General features: G+C 67.5%; 20 protein-coding genes. 10 read left to right on the forward strand and 10 right to left on the reverse strand.

The genetic code is table 11. The features are described from left to right. Window positions 1-21 precede the first annotated feature (21 nt). Both ptsP and DMX10_RS24220 read right to left on the reverse strand, forming a co-directional pair. Window positions 22-2,301, reverse strand: coding sequence for a phosphoenolpyruvate--protein phosphotransferase (gene ptsP, locus DMX10_RS24215; protein WP_111263487.1), 2,280 nt, complete (start codon window positions 2,299-2,301; stop codon window positions 22-24). Between the two features lie 22 nt (window positions 2,302-2,323). Then, complete coding sequence (locus tag DMX10_RS24220; protein WP_111263513.1) at window positions 2,324-2,803, reverse strand: RNA pyrophosphohydrolase; 480 nt, start codon at window positions 2,801-2,803, stop codon at window positions 2,324-2,326. Between the two features lie 144 nt (window positions 2,804-2,947). On the opposite strand from DMX10_RS24220, the gene DMX10_RS24225 reads away from it, so the two are divergent. Continuing rightward, complete coding sequence (locus DMX10_RS24225; RefSeq protein WP_111263488.1) at window positions 2,948-3,601, forward strand: HAD family phosphatase; 654 nt, start codon at window positions 2,948-2,950, stop codon at window positions 3,599-3,601. Window positions 3,602-3,607: 6 nt separating this feature from the next. Here the strand turns inward: DMX10_RS24225 and DMX10_RS24230 are convergent, their stop codons facing one another. The 4 genes from DMX10_RS24230 to ilvA are packed head-to-tail and all read right to left on the reverse strand — an operon-like array spanning window position 3,608 to window position 7,375. Then, window positions 3,608-4,081, reverse strand: a complete 474-nt coding sequence (locus DMX10_RS24230) for a DUF2269 domain-containing protein (protein ID WP_111263489.1) — start codon at window positions 4,079-4,081, stop codon at window positions 3,608-3,610. Continuing rightward, entirely contained in the window at window positions 4,078-5,334 is a 1,257-nt protein-coding gene (locus DMX10_RS24235; protein WP_111263490.1) for an SDR family oxidoreductase, read from the reverse strand. Before DMX10_RS24235 ends, DMX10_RS24230 begins: the two co-directional genes overlap by 4 nt. Window positions 5,335-5,336: 2 nt before the next feature. Continuing rightward, window positions 5,337-5,780: a DUF2269 family protein gene (locus tag DMX10_RS24240; protein ID WP_158545625.1), complete on the reverse strand. Its 444-nt coding sequence runs from the start codon at window positions 5,778-5,780 to the stop codon at window positions 5,337-5,339. A 50-nt stretch (window positions 5,781-5,830) separates the two neighbouring features. Continuing rightward, window positions 5,831-7,375: a threonine ammonia-lyase, biosynthetic gene (ilvA, locus tag DMX10_RS24245; protein WP_256604855.1), complete on the reverse strand. Its 1,545-nt coding sequence runs from the start codon at window positions 7,373-7,375 to the stop codon at window positions 5,831-5,833. A gap of 113 nt (window positions 7,376-7,488) precedes the next feature. On the opposite strand from ilvA, the gene rpiA reads away from it, so the two are divergent. Next, entirely contained in the window at window positions 7,489-8,160 is a 672-nt protein-coding gene (gene rpiA / locus DMX10_RS24250) for a ribose-5-phosphate isomerase RpiA (protein WP_043245808.1), read from the forward strand. Between the two features lie 145 nt (window positions 8,161-8,305). After that, a complete protein-coding gene (locus DMX10_RS24255) occupies window positions 8,306-9,547 on the forward strand; it encodes a tetratricopeptide repeat protein (RefSeq protein ID WP_111263493.1) in 1,242 nt (413 codons plus the stop codon). A 52-nt stretch (window positions 9,548-9,599) separates the two neighbouring features. On the opposite strand, the gene DMX10_RS24260 is transcribed toward DMX10_RS24255, so the two are convergent. Continuing rightward, the gene (locus tag DMX10_RS24260; RefSeq protein WP_111263494.1) at window positions 9,600-10,523 is read right to left on the reverse strand and encodes an SdiA-regulated domain-containing protein; all 924 of its coding nucleotides are present in this window, start codon (window positions 10,521-10,523) and stop codon (window positions 9,600-9,602) included. Between the two features lie 160 nt (window positions 10,524-10,683). Here DMX10_RS24260 and DMX10_RS24265 point away from each other — a divergent pair, with 160 nt between their 5' ends. The 7 genes from DMX10_RS24265 to DMX10_RS24295 all read left to right on the forward strand — a co-directional run bounded on the left by DMX10_RS24265 (window position 10,684) and on the right by DMX10_RS24295 (window position 18,519). Further along, window positions 10,684-11,664 carry an AraC family transcriptional regulator gene (locus DMX10_RS24265; protein ID WP_236205513.1) on the forward strand — a complete coding sequence of 327 codons (981 nt, stop codon included), beginning with the start codon at window positions 10,684-10,686 and terminating at the stop codon, window positions 11,662-11,664. A gap of 345 nt (window positions 11,665-12,009) precedes the next feature. Further along, a complete protein-coding gene (locus tag DMX10_RS24270) occupies window positions 12,010-13,059 on the forward strand; it encodes an ABC transporter ATP-binding protein (protein ID WP_111263496.1) in 1,050 nt (349 codons plus the stop codon). Continuing rightward, window positions 13,056-13,970 carry an ABC transporter permease gene (locus DMX10_RS24275; RefSeq protein WP_111263497.1) on the forward strand — a complete coding sequence of 305 codons (915 nt, stop codon included), beginning with the start codon at window positions 13,056-13,058 and terminating at the stop codon, window positions 13,968-13,970. Before DMX10_RS24270 ends, DMX10_RS24275 begins: the two co-directional genes overlap by 4 nt. Next, window positions 13,967-14,755, forward strand: a complete 789-nt coding sequence (locus DMX10_RS24280) for an ABC transporter permease (protein ID WP_111263498.1) — start codon at window positions 13,967-13,969, stop codon at window positions 14,753-14,755. The genes DMX10_RS24275 and DMX10_RS24280 overlap by 4 nt, the downstream gene beginning before the upstream one ends. Before the next feature lie 17 nt (window positions 14,756-14,772). Beyond that, the gene (locus tag DMX10_RS24285; RefSeq protein ID WP_111263499.1) at window positions 14,773-15,816 is read left to right on the forward strand and encodes an extracellular solute-binding protein; all 1,044 of its coding nucleotides are present in this window, start codon (window positions 14,773-14,775) and stop codon (window positions 15,814-15,816) included. A gap of 274 nt (window positions 15,817-16,090) precedes the next feature. Continuing rightward, complete coding sequence (locus DMX10_RS24290) at window positions 16,091-17,449, forward strand: APC family permease (protein WP_111263500.1); 1,359 nt, start codon at window positions 16,091-16,093, stop codon at window positions 17,447-17,449. 38 nt (window positions 17,450-17,487) lie between these two features. Continuing rightward, a complete protein-coding gene (locus tag DMX10_RS24295; RefSeq protein WP_111263501.1) occupies window positions 17,488-18,519 on the forward strand; it encodes a histone deacetylase family protein in 1,032 nt (343 codons plus the stop codon). A gap of 177 nt (window positions 18,520-18,696) precedes the next feature. On the opposite strand, the gene DMX10_RS24300 is transcribed toward DMX10_RS24295, so the two are convergent. The 3 genes from DMX10_RS24300 to DMX10_RS24310 form a co-directional block, all read right to left on the reverse strand. Continuing rightward, window positions 18,697-19,044, reverse strand: a complete 348-nt coding sequence (locus tag DMX10_RS24300; protein WP_111263502.1) for a NirD/YgiW/YdeI family stress tolerance protein — start codon at window positions 19,042-19,044, stop codon at window positions 18,697-18,699. Window positions 19,045-19,135: 91 nt separating this feature from the next. Beyond that, complete coding sequence (locus tag DMX10_RS24305) at window positions 19,136-20,059, reverse strand: SdiA-regulated domain-containing protein (protein ID WP_371921726.1); 924 nt, start codon at window positions 20,057-20,059, stop codon at window positions 19,136-19,138. A 63-nt stretch (window positions 20,060-20,122) separates the two neighbouring features. Next, a complete protein-coding gene (locus tag DMX10_RS24310; protein ID WP_111263503.1) occupies window positions 20,123-20,788 on the reverse strand; it encodes a fumarylacetoacetate hydrolase family protein in 666 nt (221 codons plus the stop codon). Window positions 20,789-20,793: the final 5 nt, after the last annotated feature.

Below are 20,793 nucleotides of genomic sequence, written 5' to 3' on the forward strand. Positions count from 1 at the left end.
GACGCGACCGCCGGCGGGGGCTCAGGCCTGGATGGTCGCGGCCGGGTTGATCACGCGGCCCAGGCCCAGGTTGCGCAGGGCCAGGTGCAGGGAACTATGGATGACCTGCGGGTTGTCGATGCCCATCAGCTGGTCGAGGAGCTCGCGCGCCTTGCTCAGGCTGACCTGGCGCAGCAGCCACTTCACCTTGGGCAGGTTGGTGGCGTTCATCGACAGGCTGTCGAAGCCCATGGCCAGCAACAGGACGGCGGCGGCGGGATCACCGGCCATCTCGCCGCAGATGCTCACCGGCTTGCCTTCGGTGTGAGCGTCGTTGACCACCTTGACCAGCGCCTGCAGCACCGCCGGGTGGAGGTAGTCATAGAGGTCGGCGACGCGCGGGTTGTTGCGATCCACGGCCAGCAGGTACTGGGTCAGGTCGTTGGAGCCGACCGAGAGGAAGTCGACCTGGCGCGCCAGCTCGCGGGTCTGGTACACGGCGGCGGGGATCTCGATCATCACGCCGACCGGCGGCATGGGGATGTCGACGCCCTCGTCGCGCACCTCGCCCCAGGCGCGGTGGATCAGGTGCAGGGATTCTTCAAGCTCCTGCACGCCGGAGATCATCGGCAGCAGGATGCGCAGGTTGTTCAGGCCTTCGCTGGCCTTGAGCATGGCGCGCACCTGCACCAGGAAGATTTCCGGGTGGTCGAGGGTGACGCGGATGCCGCGCCAGCCCAGGAAGGGGTTGCTTTCCTTGATCGGGAAGTAGGAGAGCGCCTTGTCGCCACCGATGTCCAGGGTGCGCATGGTCACCGGCAGCGGGTGGAAGGCGGCGAGCTGCTCGCGGTAGATGGCGAGCTGCTCCTTCTCGCTGGGGAAGCGCTCGTTGATCATGAACGGCACTTCGGTGCGGTACAGGCCGACGCCTTCGGCGCCGCGCTCCTGGGCACGGGTCACGTCGGCCAGCAGGCCGGTGTTCACCCACAGCGGCATGCGGTGGCCGTCGAGGGTCTCGCACGGCAGGCTGCGCAGGGCGTCGAGGCCCTTGACCAGCTGGCGCTCCTCCTCGACCACTTCGCTGTACTGCTTGCGCAGCTCGGCGGAGGGGTTGGTGAAGACTTCGCCGTGGTAGCCGTCGACGATCAGCTCGATGCCATCGACCTTCGAGTAAGGCAGGTCGACCACGCCCATGACCGTGGGAATACCCATGGCGCGGGCGAGGATGGCGACGTGGGAGTTGCCGGAGCCGAGCACGGAGATCAGGCCCACCAGCTTGCCTTCGGGCACTTCGCCCAGCATGGCCGGGGACAGCTCCTCGCTGACCAGGATGGTGTTGTCCTGGTACACCAGGTTCTGCTTGCGTTCTTCCTGCAGGTAGGCGAGCAGGCGGCGACCGAGGTCCTTGACGTCGGAGGCGCGCTCGCGCAGGTAGGCGTCGTCCATCAGCTCGAAGCGCTTGACGTGCTCCATCACCACCTGGCGCAGGGCACCCTGGGCCCACTGGCCGGAGCGGATGACCTTCTTCACTTCCAGGCCGATGGAAGCGTCGTCGAGCATCATCAGGTAGACGTCGAACAGCGCCCGCTCCTCGGGGCGCAGCTGGGTGGCCAGCTTGCTCGACAGGCGACGCATGTCCTCGCGCACCGACTCCAGGGCCTGCTTGAAGCGCTCGACCTCGGCCTCGATGTCATCGACGGCGCGGTCGGGCACCACTTCCAGGTCGGCCGGCGGCAGCACCACCACGGCAGTGCCCACGGCAGCGCCCGGCGCGCCCGGCACACCGACGAACTTGGCTTCCTGGATGCCCTTGCCCTGGCGGCCCAGGCCACGGATCGAGCCGGTGGCCTCGGCATGGGCGATGACGCCCGCGAGCTGGGCGCTCATGGTGACGAGGAAGGCTTCCTCGCCCTCGTCGAACTGGCGGCGCTCCTTCTGCTGCACGACCAGTACGCCCATCACCCGCCGGTGGTGGATGATCGGCGCGCCGAGGAAGGAGGCATAGCGTTCCTCGCCGGTCTCGGCGAAGTAGCGGTAGCGGGGGTGGTCGGCGGCGTGCTCGAGGTTGAGCGGCTCCTCGCGGGTGCCGACCAGGCCGACCAGGCCCTCGTTGGGGGCCATGCTGACCTTGCCGATGGAGCGCTTGTTCAGGCCCTCGGTGGCCATCAGCACGAAACGGTTGGATTCGGGGTCCAGCAGGTAGACGGAACAGACCTGGCTACCCATGGCCTCCTTGACCCGCAGCACGATGATCGCCAACGCCGCCTTCAGATCCTTGGCGGCGTTCACTTCCTGGACGATCTTGCGCAGCGTATTGAGCATGGCCTTGTAGCCTTTCTCCGGGTCAGTCTTGCGCCAGCAGGCGCGGGGCTAATTCCTTGAGGGCACGGCGGTAGACTTCTCGCTTGAAGGTCACGACCTGCCCCAGCGGATACCAGTAGCTGACCCAACGCCAGCCATCGAACTCGGGTTTGCCGGTCAGGTCCATGCGTACCCGGTTCTCATCCGACTGCAGGCGCAGCAGGAACCATTTCTGTTTCTGCCCGATGCACAGGGGTTGGCTGTGGGTCCGCACCAGACGCTGCGGCAGACGATAGCGCAACCAGCCCCGGGTGCATGCAAGTATTTTCACATCCCGCTCCTCGAGCCCGACTTCCTCGTTCAGCTCGCGGAACAGCGCCTCTTCCGGCGTCTCGCGGGGGTTGATGCCGCCCTGGGGGAACTGCCAGGCATCCTGGTTGATACGCCGAGCCCAAAGCACCTGCCCGGCATCATTGGCGAGAATGATGCCGACATTGGGGCGGAAACCATCGGGATCGATCACGACGAACAACCTCGCATACGCATGTTCCGGCATTGTTCCACAAAGCCCGTAAACGCGGCAATGCGGGCTTTTCGCGCAATGGGCAGGCCGGGGAAAAGTGGTTATTCTGGCCGCCCTCCGTAGTTTCGATCCAAGGTAATTGACGTGCGCCTGGCCCTTTTCGATCTCGACAACACCCTCCTCGGCGGCGACAGCGACCACGCCTGGGGCGACTACCTGTGCGAACGCGGCATCCTCGACGGCGATGCCTACAAGTCCCGCAACGACGCGTTCTACCAGGACTACCTGGCCGGCCGCCTGAACATCACCGACTACCTGAACTTCAGCCTGGAGATCCTCGGCCGCACCGAGATGGCCCAGCTGGAGCAGTGGCACCGCGAGTTCATGCGTGACTGCGTCGAGCCGATCATCCTGGCCAAGGGCGAGGCATTGCTGGCCGAGCACCGTGCGGCAGGCGACAAGCTGGTGATCATCACCGCCACCAATCGCTTCGTCACCGGCCCCATCGCCGCGCGCCTGGGGGTGGAGACCCTGCTGGCCACCGAATGCGAGATGGCGGACGGCCGCTACACCGGGCGCACCACCGACGTGCCCTGCTTCCGCGAAGGCAAGGTGACCCGCCTCGAGCGCTGGCTCGCCGAGACCGGCCTGAGCCTGGAAGGCGCCAGCTTCTACAGCGACTCGCTCAACGACCTGCCGCTGCTAGAGCGGGTGACCCGCCCGGTGGCGGTCGACCCCGACCCCAAGCTGCGCGCCGAGGCCGAGCGTCGCGGCTGGCCGGTGATTTCCCTGCGCTGAGCCGCCTCAGAACGAGAGCGGCTTGATCACCATCAGGAAGAAGATGCCGACGAAGGCGATGAAGGCCGGCCAGCCCAGGGCGAACCAGACCTTCATATAAAGGTGGGCCCTGGCCGGCAGCTCCTGGCCCCCGGCCAGCGCATCGCGCGCCATGTCGCGCACGCGGATCTGCAGCCACACCACCGGCAGCCAGCAGAGCCCGGCGAACACGTACAACCCCACGCTCCACAGCAGCCACACCTGGTTCAGCGGCCAGCCCGCCAGCTTGGCCAGGGCCAGGCCGCTCAGCGGCTGGAACACCGCAGTGGTCGCGATGAACAGCCAGTCGGCGGTGACCAGGTGGCGGAAGGTCACGGCGATCACTTCCAGCCGCTGGCTGCGCCAGGCGCGCAGGGCGTAGTAGGCCGAGCCCAGCCCGGTGCCGAACAGCAGGGTCGAGGACATGATGTGCAGGGTCTTCAGCAGCAGGTACAGGCTCATCCGGTTTTCCGTTGCGAGGGCTCCAGCCACAGCACCCAGAGGGTGGCGACCATGAGCACGAGGTTCTTGCCGACCGCAGCATAAGGGTCGGCCCAGTAGTGCGGAAGCAGCAGGCTGATCAGCGCCGTATAGGCCAGCATCAGGCCGAGCTGCGCGAGCAGCGCGTGGCGGCGCCAGCGACGCAGCAGCATGCCGATGCCCAGCAGCCCATCCAGCAGCGCGCCCCCGACCACTGCCAGCTTGGCCAGCAGGCCGTGCACGCCCATTTCCGCCATGATCCTCAGCCCCCAGTCGAAACCGGGGCCGAGGCAGACCAGCGCGGTGCCCAGCCAGATCAAGGCCAGGACGATGATCATCGAGGGGTGCAGCCAGCCGTTCACGGCACGGGCCTTCTGCGGCCAGGTCGAATCCAGGCGCTGGTCGAGCCGCGCCGGGCGATAGCCGCCGAGCCGCTCCAGCGGCGCGGCGTCGCCCAGGTTGTCCCGCTGTGCCAGCTCCAGCAATTGCGGATCGAGCAGGTGCAGGCGCGCGGCGACGCCCGCCAGCGCTCCCGGTAGCTGGAGGTAGCGCGCCGGGCCCCAGCCCAGGCCCGCGCGCAGGCGGTCGAGCAACTCGCCCTGGGTCAGCGCCTCGGGCCCGACCAGCTCCAGCACCTGCGGCTGTTCCGGCCAGCGCCGCAGCAACGCCAGCACCGCACCGACCAGGTCGTCCACATGCAGCGGCATGCTTCGCGCGCGAGTGTCCAGCAGGGGCGCCAGCGGCAGGGGCGCGAGTCGCTCCAACCAGGCGCTGCTGGCCCCGCCTTCGCCCAGCACCAGGGAGGGTCGCAGCACCACGGCGGGACTGCCCAGGGCCAGCAGGTGAGCGTCCGCCCGTGCCTTGCTGGCGAGGAAGGGCACCTCGCAATCCCCGGCCCCGAGGGCGGAAAGCTGCAGCACCGCCGCGCCATGACGGGCGGCAAGATCGAACAGGGCGCAGGCGCCGTCGGCCTGAATACGGGTTTGGCGCGCCAGGTCGCGGTCCAGCGCGCCGGCAGCGTTGATCACCAGGTCGATGCCATCGGGCCAGGGAAAGTGCTCGGGGTTCTCGGCCAGATGCTCCAGGTCCAGCGGCTGCCAGACGACGCCGGGCCACTGCGGCCCAGTGCCCGAGCGGGAGGTGGCGACCAGGCTGTGGCCGTCGGCAGACAGGGCTCGCAGAAGATGACGACCGATGAAGCCGCTGGCACCGACCAGCAGGATGCGCCTGGCCAAGCTCAGGCCGGCTTGGCCAGGGTCAGCACGAGGATCGCCAGCAGCAACAGGAAGCCGGCCGCGCCGTAACCCAGGCTGAAGCCGAGGAAACGGCTGCGCGGGGCGGCACTCGGCGCGTCACCGGCGTGCAGCACCAGCAGGCGCCGGGTGAAGGCCAGCCAGGCGATGCCGGCCAGCAGGTAGAGGATGGAGCTGCCCAGCACCCAGGTCAGGCCGAAGGGAATCTCGGCCAGGGCCAGCAGCCACCAGCCGGTGATCGGCAGGGCCACGCCCAGGGCCAGCAACGCCGGTACGCCGAACAGCACGGACTGGCGCAGGTTCGGTGCCCAGCCCCCCAGGCCGCCGTGCCAAGCTCGCAGCACGCCCCACAGCAGGCCGCCGGCGACGGCGAACAGCAGGAAGGTCAGCACGCCGTGCAGTATCTGCAGCATCAGGTAGTCATCCATTGTCATTCACTCCATCCGGGCGACGAGCAAAGTGTAGATGGCCGCCGCCCTCAGCCGAGGAACAGCCGGTAGGCCGGGTTGTCGCTCTCGTCCCAATAGGGGTAGCCGATCTCTTCCAGCGCCGCGGGAATCAGGTGGCGCTCGTCCGCCGGCACCTGCAGCCCGGCCACCACGCGGCCGTCGGCGGCGCCGTGGTTGCGGTAGTGGAACAGGGTGATGTTCCAGCGCCCGCCCAGCTTGTTGAGGAAGTTGAACAGCGCGCCGGGACGCTCGGGGAATTCGAAGCGGAAGACCGACTCGTCCTCCACCCGCGCCGCATGGCCGCCGACCATGTGGCGGATGTGCAGCTTGGCCAGTTCGTTGTCGGTCAGGTCCAGCACCGGGAAGCCCTGGTCACGCAGGCTCTGCACCAGCACCTCGCGCGGGTCGTTCTCCGGGTGGGTCTGCACGCCGACGAAGATGTGCGCCTCGGCCTCGGTGTTGTAGCGGTAGTTGAACTCGGTGATCTGGCGCTTGCCGATGGCCTCGCAGAAGGCCTTGAAGCTGCCCGGGCGCTCGGGGATGGTCACGGCGATGATCGCCTCGCGCTTCTCGCCCAGTTCGGCGCGCTCGGCCACGTGGCGCAGGCGGTCGAAGTTGATGTTGGCGCCCGAGTCGATGGCCACCAGGGTCTGCCCCGTGCCGCCTTCGCGCTCCACGTACTTCTTGATCCCGGCCACGGCCAGGGCGCCGGCCGGCTCGGTGATGGAGCGGGTGTCGTCGTAGATGTCCTTGATCGCCGCGCAGATCTCGTCGGTGCTGACGGTGATCACCTCGTCCACGTGCTCGCGGCAGATCTCGAAGGTGTGCTGGCCGATCTGCGCCACGGCCACGCCATCGGCGAACAGCCCGACCTGGCCCAGCACCACGCGTTCGCCGGCAGCCATGGCGGCCTGCAGGCAGTTGGAGTCGTCCGGCTCGACGCCGATCACCTTCACCTCGGGGCGCAGGTACTTCACGTAGGCGGCGATGCCGGCGATCAGGCCGCCGCCGCCCACCGGCACGAAGATGGCATCCAGGCGGCCGGGGTGCTGGCGAAGGATCTCCATCGCCACGGTGCCCTGCCCGGCGATCACGTGCGGGTCGTCGTAGGGGTGGATGTAGACGTAGCCCTTCTCGTCCACCAGCTTCAGCGAATAGGCCAGCGCCTCGGGGAAGGCATCGCCGTGCAGCACCACCTTGCCGCCCCGGGCACGCACGCCCTGGACCTTGAGCTCGGGGGTGGTGCGCGGCATCACGATGGTCGCCTTGATGCCCAGCTCGCGGGCCGCCAGGGCCAGGCCCTGGGCGTGGTTGCCGGCCGAGGCGGTGACCACGCCACGGGCCAGCTCCTCGGCGCTGAGCTGCGCCAGTTTGTTGTAGGCGCCGCGAATCTTGAAGGAGAACACCGGCTGCAGGTCCTCGCGCTTGAGCAGCACCTGGTTGCCGAGGCGTTCGGACAGGCGCAGCGCGGGTTGCAGGGGGGTTTCCACCGCCACGTCATAAACGCGCGAGGTGAGGGTCTTCTTCACGTAGTCTTCGAGCATCACGGCTTCACTGGCGGGGCATGCGGGGATGGGCGAGTCTACCCCAGGGCTTCGTCGCCCGACCACAGAGAATGCGGGGTTTTGCCGCGCCGACCGGCTATAATCCGCGCCCTCGCATTCCCTTCACAACGTGGACCACCAGCATGACCCAGGACCAGCTCAAGCAGGCAGTCGCCCAGGCCGCAGTCGACCATATCCTCCCGCTGCTCGACAGCAAGAGCGTCGTCGGCGTCGGCACCGGATCGACCGCCAACTTCTTCATCGACGCCCTGGCTCAGCACAAGATGGCCTTCGACGGCGCGGTCGCCAGCTCCGAAGCCACCGCCCAGCGCCTGAAGGGCCACGGCATCCCGGTCTACGACCTGAACGCCGTGGACGCCCTGGAGTTCTACGTGGACGGCGCCGACGAGAGCGACGCGCACCTGAACCTGATCAAGGGCGGCGGCGCCGCCCTGACCCGCGAGAAGATCGTCGCCGCCGTGGCGCGCACCTTCATCTGCATCGCCGACGGCAGCAAGCTGGTGCCGGTGCTCGGCGCCTTCCCCCTGCCGGTGGAAGTCATCCCCATGGCCCGCAGCCACGTGGCACGCCAGCTGGTGAAGCTGGGCGGCGATCCGGTCTACCGCGAAGGCGTGGTCACCGATAACGGCAACATCATCCTCGATGTGTACAACCTCTCGATCACCGACCCGGTGACCCTGGAAGCGCAGATCAACGCCATCGTCGGCGTGGTCACCAACGGCCTCTTCGCCGCCCGCCCCGCCGACCTGCTGCTGCTTGGCACAGCCGAAGGCGTGAAGACGCTGAAGGCGTAAGAAACCGAGCCCGGCATGCAATGTGCCGGGCTCCTGTCATGCGACAACCCACCGCTCCCCGGCATTTCAGCATCAAAATGCCATCAGGCATTCGCCTCTGGTAGGCTCTGCGCCGCGAAATACCCTCCCCCCATCAAGGAATGCCATGAAGAAGGAAGCCTTCATCACGCTGTCGCTGTGCCTGCTGCTCAGTGGCTGCTTCGAAACCCCTGTCGAGAAGACCGACAAGGCCATCGGCCTGTACCGCCCCGAGACCACCGCACCGCAGCAGATGCAGGAAGCCCACGAGCTGCTGCAAAGCGCTGCCGAGGAAAAGGAGCCCCGCGCCCAGTACATGCTGGCCAAGATGTACGAACGCGGCGACGGCGTCGCACAGGATTTCAACAAGGCCTTCGAGCTCTACACCCAGTCGTCCCTCAACGGCAACGGTGATGCCTCCTACATGCTGAGCCGTTACCTGGAAGACGAGCAGTTCGGCCAGAAGGTCGACCTGCAGCAGTCGAAGGGCTTCCTGGAGAAAGGCGCCGCCCAAGGCTCCTACACCGCCAAGCTGCTGCTGGGCCTGGCCCTGCTCAACGGCAACGCGCCCTTCCAGCAGGACCTCGACAAGGCGGAGAGCCTGCTGCAGGAAGTCGCCGAGAAAGCCACCGTCGAGGGCCATCGCCTGCATGCCCAGCAGGGCCTGGCCACCCTGTATGGCGACGCCACCCTGGGCAAGCTCGACCAGGAAAAGGTCGTGAAAGCCTACGAATACCTGGCGCAGCACGGCCCTTCCGGCTACCCGTCGGTGCTGATGGGGCTGTTCGACGGCCACATCCCCACACTGGAGGATCCGGCCCGGCGCAAGGCGGTCTACGAGCAATACGGCCAGAGCAACGCCCAGGTGAAGATGCTTTATCTCGCCGGGGCCTTTGGCGAGGGTGAGGGTGCGCTCATCAGCGAGGCGGACTACCGCAAGCTGCTCGCCGACGCGTCCGCCAAGGGCGATCGCCTGGCATCGAGCCTGGGTTGCCGCATCTTCGCGCCGGGCCTGATACGCGCCAATGGCGCCGGCGATCCTGCCCAGGCCCAGCAAGTGCTCGCCTGGTGCGACGCCGAGGCCCGGAAGGGCGAACCGTTCGGCCAGAGCACTGTCGCCGCGCTCAACCTGCTCAAGGGTGAGTACAAGCAGGCGTTCATCTGGGCGACCATCGCCCTGGTGGAAGGTAACCGTGACGGCACTCTGGTAATCACGCGGCTCGCAGGGGCCGGGTTCAACCCCCCGGAAGCCGAGGTGAACGACCTGCTGCGGGAAGCAAAAGCCCTGCGCACCGACATCAAGGCCGCCCAGGCCAACTACCGCGACAAGACCCTCAGCCTGCCCCAGGTAGAGCGTCCCTGGTATTGATTCCAGGCCACGGGGCGCGTCGCTTGCGAAGCGCCTCGTGGAACATCGAGCGTCACTCCCCCGCCGGCTTGCTGAACCTGTAGAACAGGTTCGGCTCGCTGACCAGGTACAGGTTCCCTTCGTTATCCATCGCCACGCCCTCCGCCTGCGGCACGCCGCGGGTCAGGCCGTGCATGCCGCGCAGCAGCGACAGGCTGCTGATGGGCTTGCCGTCGGCGTTGATCTCCAGCACCAGCCGCGATTCATCGGACAGCGCCAGCAGGTGGCCGCTGAGGTCGTCGTATTGCAGGCTGGAAAGGTCGCGGACGAAGAGCCCGGCGTCGCGCTTGGGGTCGTCCACCACGTGCACCGCGAAGGGTTTGTCCGGGTTGGTGTGGGGGAAGCCATGGACCTCGTAGATGCGCACCGGGTCGCGCTCCTTGGCCACGAACAGGCGCTGCCCGGCGGGGTCGTAGGCCAGGCCCTCGAAGCCCTTGTTGCCGTTGAGGCCGATGCCCAGGGAGAGCTGCTGCGACTCGCTGGCGTCCAGGCGGGTGGTGTCCTCGTCCAGGCGCACCTTGACCAGGCGTTGCAGGCGCTCGTCGGTGATGACGTAGACGCCCTTGCTGATGTACTCGATGGCCTCCGGATCGCCGAAGCCCTCCAGGTCGATGCGCCGGATGATGTGGCCGTCCAGGGACAGCTCGATGATCTGCGGGCGCTGGTTGGTGACCGTCAGCAGGCTATGGCGGTCCGGGTCGTAGGTAAGCGCGGAGACATCGTCGTCCAGCCCCTCGATGGGCTGCGCCTCGATGGTCACCCGGTAGTCCGGCAGCCAGATCGAGCGCTCGCGCCACTCCGAAGCGTGGCGCCATTCTTGCACGATGAACCAGCCGCGCTCGAACAGGCGAAACTCCTGGGCGGCGATGCCGAGCACCAGCAACACACAGAACAACAGGCCGGAAACCAGCCAACGGGGAGTCAGGAAGGATCGCATCGGGACAAACTCTAGGGTTCAGGGGCGCGCCGAGGATACAAGAGTGCGCCATTGTGATGCCTGAACCGAAACTTAATGCACAGGCCCATGCACCCTCCCGGCACCCCACCGTTACCAAAGGGGACGAAACATGGCGGCGCCATTGCTACCCGAACGGGTCATGACCACCCTGCACACCATCGCCCTGGCGGTGGAGACCCTCGCCGAGGAAGTGCCGCGCCCGCGCCTGCTCGAAGGCAGCGGCGTCGCCTGCAGCGACCTCGACACCCCCGACAAGCTGATCACCCACGCCCAGGAGTTGCGGGTCTTCGCCAACGCCCTGAGCAGCACGCGCGACCCGGCGCTGGGCCTTTCCCTAGGCCTGCGCATGCACGTCTCGGCCTACGGCATCCTCGGCTACACCATGCTCGCCAGCCGCACCCTGCGCGATGCACTGAACATCGCCCTGGCCAACGCCTCGCTGCTGGGCAGCTACTTCACCCTGACCCTGGAGGAAGACGGCACCGAGGCCCGCCTGGTCGCCACCGGCTACCGCTATGCGCCGGAGCTCATGGTGTTCAACAGCGAGCTGTGCCTGACCTCGCTGCTCACGGTGATCCAGGACCTGCTGGGCGAAGCCGTGCGCCCGCGCCGGGTGCGCCTGCCCTACCGCCCGCCGCTGCATGCGGCCGCCTACACGGAGAAGCTCGGCTGCCCGGTGGACTTCGGCGATTCGCGCACAGCACTTTGCTTCAACGCCGCGCTGCTCGACCGCACCCTGCCCCTGGCCGACCCGGTGACCTGCCACCACGGCCTGCAGCAGTGCCAGAAGCTCGACGCCCAGCTCACCAGCCGCCACGACGTGCTCGACCAGATCCGCGAGCACCTGGCCGGCCACCTCAGCGAAGCCAGCAACCTGGACCGCGTCGCCCGCAGCCTGCACCGCTCCGAACGCACCCTGCGCCGCCACCTGCAGCGCCTCAACACCAGCTACCAGCGGCTGCTGGATGAAGTGCGCTACGACAAGGCACGCCAGCTGCTGTTGCAGACCGACCTGCCGATCTACCTGATCGCCGAGCAGCTCGGCTACGCCGAGACCGCCAGCTTCCGCCACGCCTTCCAGCGCTGGAGCGGCCAGCCGCCGAGCCAGTACCGGCGCTGATCCGGCGCCGCATTCGCCGGCGCCACCCACTCCGGGCATTCCCGGGCCGAAGCCCGGGCTACGTCTCCTGTCGGTGCGATCCGGCGGATACCCGCGCTTGCGGAAACGCCTGCCGCGGGGTGCCTCCGCCCGTCGTCATCCCCGCGAACGCAGGGCCCCACCCAAAAAGTCCGAGCCTCGATCCTTCCCACTGGCACCCGCCAGCAAATTGTCCGAAATTATCCCCTTTTGACCGTTTCTATCGTTCTGCGCCCCGCACGCCGCTGACAGAATCAAAGGCGCCAGGGGCCTTTGCGTCATGCGAAAAAGCCCAATAAGAACAATCCCTTAGAGCTTGCGATAAGCATGTCCAGTGCGATCAGCATCGACCGTGTCTGCATGGAGTTCGGCGATCCGGGGCAGGGCGTCCGCGCCCTGGACGAGGTTTCCCTGGAGATCCGCGCCAACGAGTTCTTCACCCTCCTCGGCCCTTCCGGCTGCGGCAAGACCACCCTCCTGCGCCTGATCGCGGGGTTCGAACAGCCCAGCGCCGGTGCCATCCGCCTCTATGGCGAGGAGATGCAGGGCTTGCCGCCCTTCCGCCGACCGGTCAACACCGTATTCCAGAGCTACGCACTGTTCCCGCACATGACGGTGGCGCAGAACATCGGCTTCGGCCTGGAGATGCAGGGCCGCCCCAAGGCCGAGATCGAAGCCACGGTGCAGCGCATGCTGGAGCTGGTGAAGCTGCCGGACGTCGGCCGGCGCCGCGCCGACCAGCTCTCCGGCGGCCAGCAACAGCGCATCGCCCTGGCCCGCGCCCTGGCCAGCCGGCCCAAGGTGCTGCTGCTGGACGAGTCCCTCTCGGCGCTGGACCAGAAGCTGCGCAAGGACATGCAGATCGAGCTCAAGCGCCTGCAGCACGAGACCGGCATCACCTTCATCTTCGTCACCCACGACCAGGAAGAAGCCCTGACCATGTCCGACCGCATCGCGGTGATGCACAAGGGGCGCATCCTCCAGGTCGGCAGCCCGACCGAGATCTACGAAGCGCCGGTGGACCGCACCGTGGCCGACTTCATCGGCGAGACCAACTTCCTCGATGCCGAGGCGCTGGACACCGGCGTGCGCCTGGCCGACGGGCAGGTGCTCGATGCCCCCGGCGAGCGCCGTGGCCCGGTGACCCTGGCCATCCGCCCGGAGCGCATCGCCATCGACCCGGACGGCAACCTCGAAGGGGAGGTGGAGACGGTGGTCTACGTCGGCACCGACACCCTCTACCTGCTGCGCGTGGCCGGGCAGAGCGGCTTCCGCGTGCGCCGGCAGAACCGCGACGGCGCCGGGGGCTGCCTGGAGGCCGGCACCCGCGTGCGCCTGCAGGTGCCCGCCAGCGCGGTGCGGGTGCTGCCGCGATGAGCAGCCTGCGCGCCCAGGCCGAGGCCCGCCAGCTGCGCCGGCGCCTGCTGCTGGCCGCGCCGGCCATGTTCACCCTGGGCCTGTTCCTGCTGTTGCCCCTGGGCATCATGCTGCTGGTGTCACTGCTGCAACCGGGCGACTACGGCGGCGTGAAGTGGGGCGAGTACTCGCTGGAGGCCTACGTCAACTTCCTCTACGAGCGGGACCTGGACGACAGCCTGGTGTTCAACACCGACTACCTGCAGATCTTCCAGCGCTCGTTCTGGCTGTCGGTGATGACCACCGCCGGCTGCCTGCTGATCGGCTTCCCCACCGCGCTCTACCTGGCGCTGCAGAACGAGCGCAAGCGCAACCTGCTGCTGTTCCTGGTCACGGTGCCGTTCTGGACCAACCTGCTGGTGCGGGTCTACGCCTGGATCCTGCTACTGCGCAACGGCGGGCTGGTGGACAGCTCCCTGCACGGGCTGGGGCTCTCCGACAAGGCGCTGGGCATCCTCTATACCGACGGCGCGGTGATCATCGGCCTGCTCTATACCTTCCTGCCGTTCATGGTGCTGCCCATCTACACCAGCCTGGAGAAACTCGACTGGCGCCTGGTGGAGGCGGCCTTCGACCTGGGCGCCAACCGCTTCCAGGCCCTGAAGCGGATCATCCTGCCGCTGGCGATGCCGGGGGTGATGGCCGGGGTGATCCTGGTGTTCATCCCCTCGCTCGGCAACTACATCATTCCCGAGCTGCTGGGGGGCGGTAAGTCGCTGATGATCGGCAACCTCATCCAGCTGCAGTTCGGCGCCTCGCACAACTGGCCGCTGGGCGCGGCGCTGTCCTTCGCCCTGCTCGGCTTCGTGCTGCTGGCGATGCTGCTCTACAGCCTGCGCTTCAAGCCGGGCACCGCCGGAGGCCACCCATGAACCTGCAAGGCCCGCTCTGGCGCTTCACCGGCGTGCGCCCCACTGCCTGGCTGTTCTTCGCCTTCCTCTACGTGCCGATCCTGGTGCTGGTGGCGCTGAGCTTCAACGGCGGCCAGTCGGCGACCATCTGGGAGAGCTTCAGCCTCAAGTGGTACGCGGTGGTGGCCAACGACCCGGAGATCGTCCGCGCGGCGAAGAACTCGCTGCTGGTGGCCACTTTCGCCACCCTGATCGCCACCACCCTGGCCACCCTCGCGGCCCTGGGCATGCGCGGCCGCGCCTTCCGTGGGCAGACCGCCATGAGCGGCGTGCTCGGCCTGCCGCTGCTGGTGCCGGAGATCGTCACCGCCGTGGCGACGCTGATGTTCTTCGCCTTCGTCGGCCTGAAGCTTTCGCTGTTCACCATCCTCATCGCCCACGTGGTGTTCTGCATCCCCTTCGCCTACCTGCCGATCCGCGCACGGCTGGAGGGCATGGACCCGCGCCTGGCCGAAGCCGCCGCCGATCTCTACGCCTCGCCCTGGAAGGCCTTCTGGAAGATCACCTTCCCGCTGCTGACGCCCGGCATCCTTTCGGGGGCGATGCTCGCCTTCATCATCTCCATGGACGATTTCGTCATCACCTACTTCGTCGCCGGGGCCGGGGCCACCACCCTGCCGGTGTACATCTTCAGCTCCATCAGGATGGGCATATCGCCGAAGATAAACGCGATTTCCTCGATCATCCTGGTGATTTCCATAGCGTTCGTTGCGTTGTCCTACTACATCGGCCAGCGCAAGCGCTGAGCCCAAAGGAGCCCGTCATGACCCGCACCACACCGCTCGCGCTCTCCCTGCTGCTCGCCCTGGGCCTGTCCGGCACCGCCCAGGCGGCCGGCACCCTGCACCTGGCCAACTGGTCGGACTACTTCCCACCGGAGCTGCTGAAGAAGTTCGAGAAGGACACCGGCATCAAGGCCACCCTGGACGCCTACGACAGCAACGAGACCCTGCTGGCCAAGCTCAAGGCCGGCGGCGGCGCCTACGACGTGGTGGTGCCCTCGGACAGCTTCATCCAGATCATGGCCACCGACGGCCTGCTGCAGAAGTTCGACAAGGCCCAGCTGCCCAACCTGAAGAACCTCAAGGCCAACTTCCAGAGCCTCGACTTCGACCCCGGCCACGACTACAGCGTGCCCTACCTGTGGGGCACCACCGGCTACAGCTACGACAGCAAGCAGGTGCCAGGCGGGGCCCTGGAGGAGAGCTGGAAACCCTTCTTCGAGCCGCCGGCCGAGCTCAAGGGCAAGGTGGTGGCGCTCAACTCCATCGAAGACCTGTACATCGCCGCGTCCCACTACCTGGACATCGACCAGTGCACCGAGGACCCGAAGGACGCGAAGAAGATCCAGGACCTGCTGCTGGCGCAGAAACCGCTGCTGGCCATGTACAACAGCGACGGCACCATCGAGCGCATGGCCGCAGGCGAAGTGGCCATGCACATGCAGTGGAACGGCGCCTACCACCGCGCCCACGCCCAGCGCGACAGCCTGGTGTACGTCTATCCGAAGGAAGGCATCCACCTGTTCATCGACAACTTCGTGATCCCCAAGGACGCGGCCAACGTCGCGGAGGCCCACGCCTTCATCAACTGGATGATGCTGCCGGAGAACATCGCCGCCGCCTCCAACTTCGCCAAGTACAACAACGCCATCGAAGGCTCCGAGAAGTTCATGGAGAAGGAGCTGTTCGACGACCCGGCGATCAACACCCCGCAGGACAAGCTGGACCGCCTGAAGAGCTTCAAGCTCTGCTCGCCCAAGGCCCTGAACCTGCGCAGCAAGGTATGGACCAAGCTGAAGAAATGACCGGCTTCCGGCCCGCCGCACGGCGGGCCGGACCACCCCGAGCCAGCAGGCGCGTCGACGGGAGCGATGCGCCGGCCACCCGCGCCCTCCGGCGCCCATGCACAAGAACAAGAGACTGACCGCCATGCCCCGCACCACCTGCCTTAGCGCCATCCCCCACAGCGGCCGACTGCCCGCCAGCTGACCCTGGGCCATCACGGCCCGCCCATCGACGCACGACGCGCCCGACGATCCACCCCAGCGCCTGCCCGGCAGGTGCCCGCGAGGTATTTCCATGAGCAAAGCCTTCGACGACTTCACCCACAGCGCCCAGGGCACCCACCTGCGGCGCATCCTCGGCCTGCCGGCCCTGGTGTTCTTCGGCCTGGTGTACATGGTGCCGCTGACGGTGTTCACCACCTACGGCGTGGTCACCGAGATGACCGGCGGGCGCACCGCGCTGGCCTATGTCGCGACCCTGGCGGCGATGCTCTTCACCGCCTTCTCCTACAGCTTCATGGTGCGCAAGTACCCGGTGGCAGGCTCGGCGTACTCCTACGCCAGCCTGAGCTTCGGCCCGGCGGTGGGCTTCCTCGCCGGCTGGTCGCTGCTGCTCGATTACCTGTTCCTGCCGATGATCAACTACCTGGTGATCGGCCTGTTCCTCAATATCGCCTTCCCCGCCGTGCCCGCCTGGGCCTTCGTGGTGGCGGCGGTGGCCCTGGTCACCCTGCTCAACCTGCGCGGTATCGGCTCGGTGTCGGGCATGAGCAACGCCATCGTCGGCGCGCAGCTGGTGTTCGTCGTGGTGTTCCTGGCGATGTCCATGCGCAGCCTGGGCGGCGGCGAGGTGGACCTCATGGCGCCGTTGCTGGGCGATGGCACCCAGCCGGGCCTGGCGCCGCTGATGGCCGGCGCGGCGGTGCTGTGCCTGTCCTTCCTCGGTTTCGATGCGGTGTCCACCCTGGCCGAGGAGGCCCGCGACCCGCGCCGCGACATCCCCCGCGCCATCGTCATGACCACCATCACCGCCGGGCTGCTGTTCATCCTCCTGGCCCTGGTGGCGCAACTGGTGTTCCCCGGCAGCGCCTTCAAGGACCCGGACGCCGCGGCCACCGAGGTGATGCTCAAGGCCGGTGGCGGCCTGCTGGAGGCCTTCTTCACCGCCGCCTACGTGGCCGGCGCCGCCGGGTCCGCCCTGGCGTCCCAGGCCTCGGTGTCGCGCATCCTGTTCAGCATGGGCCGCGACGGCATCCTCCCGCGCCGCCTCTTCGGTCGCCTCTCGCCACGCTACCGGACGCCCACCCTGTCGATCCTGCTGGTGTCCCTGGTTTCGCTGCTGGCCATCGTCATCGACCTCACCACCCTGGCGTCGATGATCAGCTTCGGCGCCCTGGTGGCCTTCTCGGTGGTGAACCTGGCGGTGATCCGCAGCCACCTGCTGGACGGCCAGCCCCACGGCCTCGGTGACAGGCTGCGCTATGGGCTGCTGCCACTGATCGGTTTCGGCCTGATCGCCTGGCTGTGGACCAGCCTCTCCGCGCTGACCCTGGGCATCGGCCTGGCCTGGTTCGCCACAGGCTTCCTCTACCTGGCGTGGCACACCGGCGGTTTCAGGCGGCCGGCGCCCCAGGTGCAGTTCTCCGAACACTGATCGAACCGACCCACCACCCAACCCGCAAGGAGCCGGACATGCTGACCCTCTACAGCGACGACCACCACCTGCACCACGGCAAGCACGAACTCATCGGCGGCCAGTTCACCCCCTGCTTCGAGAAGCCCAGCCGCGCCGACATGGTCCTGGACCGTGCCAAGGCCGTGCAGCTCGGCGCCATCCAGGCGCCGCAGGACTTCGGCCTGGCGCCGATCCTGCGGGTACACGGCGAAGGCTTCGTGCGCTTTCTGCAGAACGCCTGGGCCGACTGGCAGGCCAAGGGCCGCAGCCACGACATGCTGCCCATCGCCTGGCCGACCCGGCGCCTGCGCCAGGTGGAGCCCACCGACATCGACGGCCGCCTGGGCTACTACTCCTTCGACGCCGGTGCGCCCATCACCGCCGGCACCTGGCAGGCCATCATCAGCTCGGCCAACGTCGCCCTCAGCGGCCAGGCCGAACTGGCCAAGGGCGCACGCGGGGTGTTCTCCCTGTGCCGCCCGCCGGGCCACCACGCCGCCGCCGACTACATGGGCGGCTATTGCTACCTGAACAACGCCGCCATCGCCGTGCAGGCCTTGCTGGACAGGGGCGCCAAGCGCGTGGCGGTGCTCGACGTCGACTACCACCACGGCAACGGCACCCAGGACATCTTCTACGATCGCGCCGACGTGCTCTTCACCTCGATCCACGGCGACCCGCGCTTCGAGTACCCCTACTTCCTCGGCTTCGCCGACGAGAAGGGCGAGGGCGCGGGCAGGGGCTTCAACTTCAACTACCCGCTGGCCGAGGGCAGCGACTGGGCGGTATGGAGCCAGGCCCTGGCCGATGCCTGCCGGCAGATCGCCGCCTTCGCCCCGGACGCACTGGTGGTGTCGCTGGGCGTGGACACCTTCAAGGAAGACCCCATCTCGCAGTTCAAGCTCGACAGCCCGGACTACCTGCGCATGGGCGAGATCATCGGCCAGCTCGGCCTGCAGACCCTGTTCGTGATGGAGGGGGGATACGCGGTGGAGGAAATCGGCATCAACGCGATCAATGTGCTGCAGGGGTTCGATGGGGTGGCGTGAGGTCGTCGCGGCTAGGGCCCCGGATGACCGCTTCCGTAGGATGGCGTAGAGCGAAGCGAAACCCATCATGCACAGGCACGTTGGGCCCTACCGGCATGCGCCTCCTCTCTTTCGCAACAGCAAATCCCCAACGAAAAACGGCCCCGCAATGGGGCCGTTTGGTGGGCGGGGACTGGATCAGTTGACCCGCTCGACGAACTCGACGTCGATCTCGCGGCCCATCAGGTCGCGGTCCACTTCACCGGTGAGCTTGACCTGGGCCTTGTCGTCGATGGCATGGGGCGGCCAGTTTTCGTCGTCGATCTCGACCTTGATGGTGCCGGTGGCGTCCTTGAATTCGTAGATATCGCCCTTGATGCGTTTGACGATCTGGCCCTGGAGCACCACGGCGGCGTCGTCGGCGGCTTCCATGGCGGCGGCCACGGTGGTGACCTGGGGCGTGGAACCCGGGCCGGTGTAGCTGGAGGCCAGGGCGGCAGTGGAGAACAGCGGGGCGAGGAGCAGGGCGAGGTATTTGGTGTTCATGGGGTGATCCCGTTCGATGTGGTTGACGGGATCAGGCTAGGGCGCGGCGCTGAAGCCAGGCTTAAAACAGCCTTAAGCGAAGCTGAACGCGTCAGCCGCGTTCGGCTGCATCGGCGGTGTCGGCCTTGCGGAATACGTAGAAGAGGTTGGGCTCGCTGACCATGTAGATGTCGCCGCGCTCGTCCATGGCCACGCCTTCGGCACGGGGGATGCGCCTGGCCAGGCCATTGAGCCCGCCCAGGAGGCTGATGAAGCTCACCGGCTCGCCGGTCTCGTCCAGCTCCAGCAGCAGGTTCGATTGCGCCGAGAGCACCAGCAGGTGGCCGGTGCGCGGGTCGATGCTGAGGGCCGACAGATTGCGCATGCCCAGGCCGTAGCCCGGCAGCGGCCGCAGGGCGCCTTCCAGGCGACGGCTGCCATCGCTGTTGAGGCTGAACATCTCCGGCGTGCGTTCCTTGCCCAGCAGCAGGCGGCCCTGGGCGGGGTCCCAGGCGATGCCTTCGAAACCCTTGTTGCCGGAATCCGGGAAGCCCAGGTCGAACTCGTCGCCCTGGCTCACGTCCAGTTCACGGGTCAACGGGTCGAGGTGGAAGATCGACAGGCTGCGGCGGCGCTCGTCGGTGACCGCGACGTTGCCGTTCTCCAGCACCGCCACGCCCTCGGGGTTTGAGAAGCCCTTGAGCGGGATGCGCCGCAGCACGTCGCCGTCGCGGGTCAGCTCCACCAGTTGCGGCACCTTGCCGGTGACGGTGAACAGGGTCCCGGTGACCGGGTTGTAGGCGAGATCGGAGGTCTCGTCGTTCTCCAGGCCGGCCAGGGGCTTGCCCTGCAGCACCGCCTTGTAGCCCGGCAGCCAGATGCTGGCGGCGCGCTCGCCCTTGCTCAGGTTGCGCTCGCTGAGCCACAGGGAGGCGCGGTCATCGAGGTGCAGGTAGCGGATGGCGGCGACGCAGGCCGCGAACAGCACCAGAAGGGTGCAGGTGCGAAAATTGGGGCGGGGAAAGGACATGGCCATTGGCTACGACTTCGGCTGGTGGCAGTCAGATCGCCAGCCACCGCCGAAGTTCCCTGGTGGCCCTCAGATGACGCCGCTGTCGAACGAGGAGTGACCGACCAGTTCCAGGGTCAGGGCATCGCCCTTGTTCAGCGGACCGACGCCGACGGGGGTGCCGGTCAGCACCACGTCGCCCGGCTGCAGGCTGAAGTGCTGGCTGATGGCCTGGAGCAGCGGCAGCACCGGGTTGAGCATGTCGCGGCTGTTGCCGTCCTGGCGCACGTCGCCATTGATGGTCAGGCGGATGCCGATGTCGCTCAGATCCTCGATCGCATCGCCCGGCACGAAGGGGGCCAGCACGCAGGCGCCGTCGAAGGCCTTGGCGACCTCCCAGGGCCAGCCCTTCTCCTTGAGCCTGGCCTGCACGTCGCGCAGGGTCAGGTCCAGGGCCGGGGCGAAGCCGGAGATGGCGTCTCGGGCCTCTTCCAGGCTGGGGTTGCGCGACAGCGGCTTGCCGATCAGCACGGCGATCTCAGCCTCGTAGTGCACCACGCCGCGGTCCTCGGGAATGGAGAAACCGCCCTCGATGGCCACCACGCTGGACGCCGGCTTGATGAACAGCAGCGGCTCGGTGGGCACCGGGTTGTTCAGTTCCTTGGCGTGCTCGGCGTAGTTGCGGCCGATGCACACGACCTTGCCGAGGGGGAAGTGGATGCGGGTGCCGTCGACGTACTGGTGCTGGTAGCTCATTTACC

It is taken from the genome of Pseudomonas sp. 57B-090624 (assembly GCF_003234055.1).
Lineage (GTDB): Bacteria > Pseudomonadota > Gammaproteobacteria > Pseudomonadales > Pseudomonadaceae > Metapseudomonas > Metapseudomonas tohonis.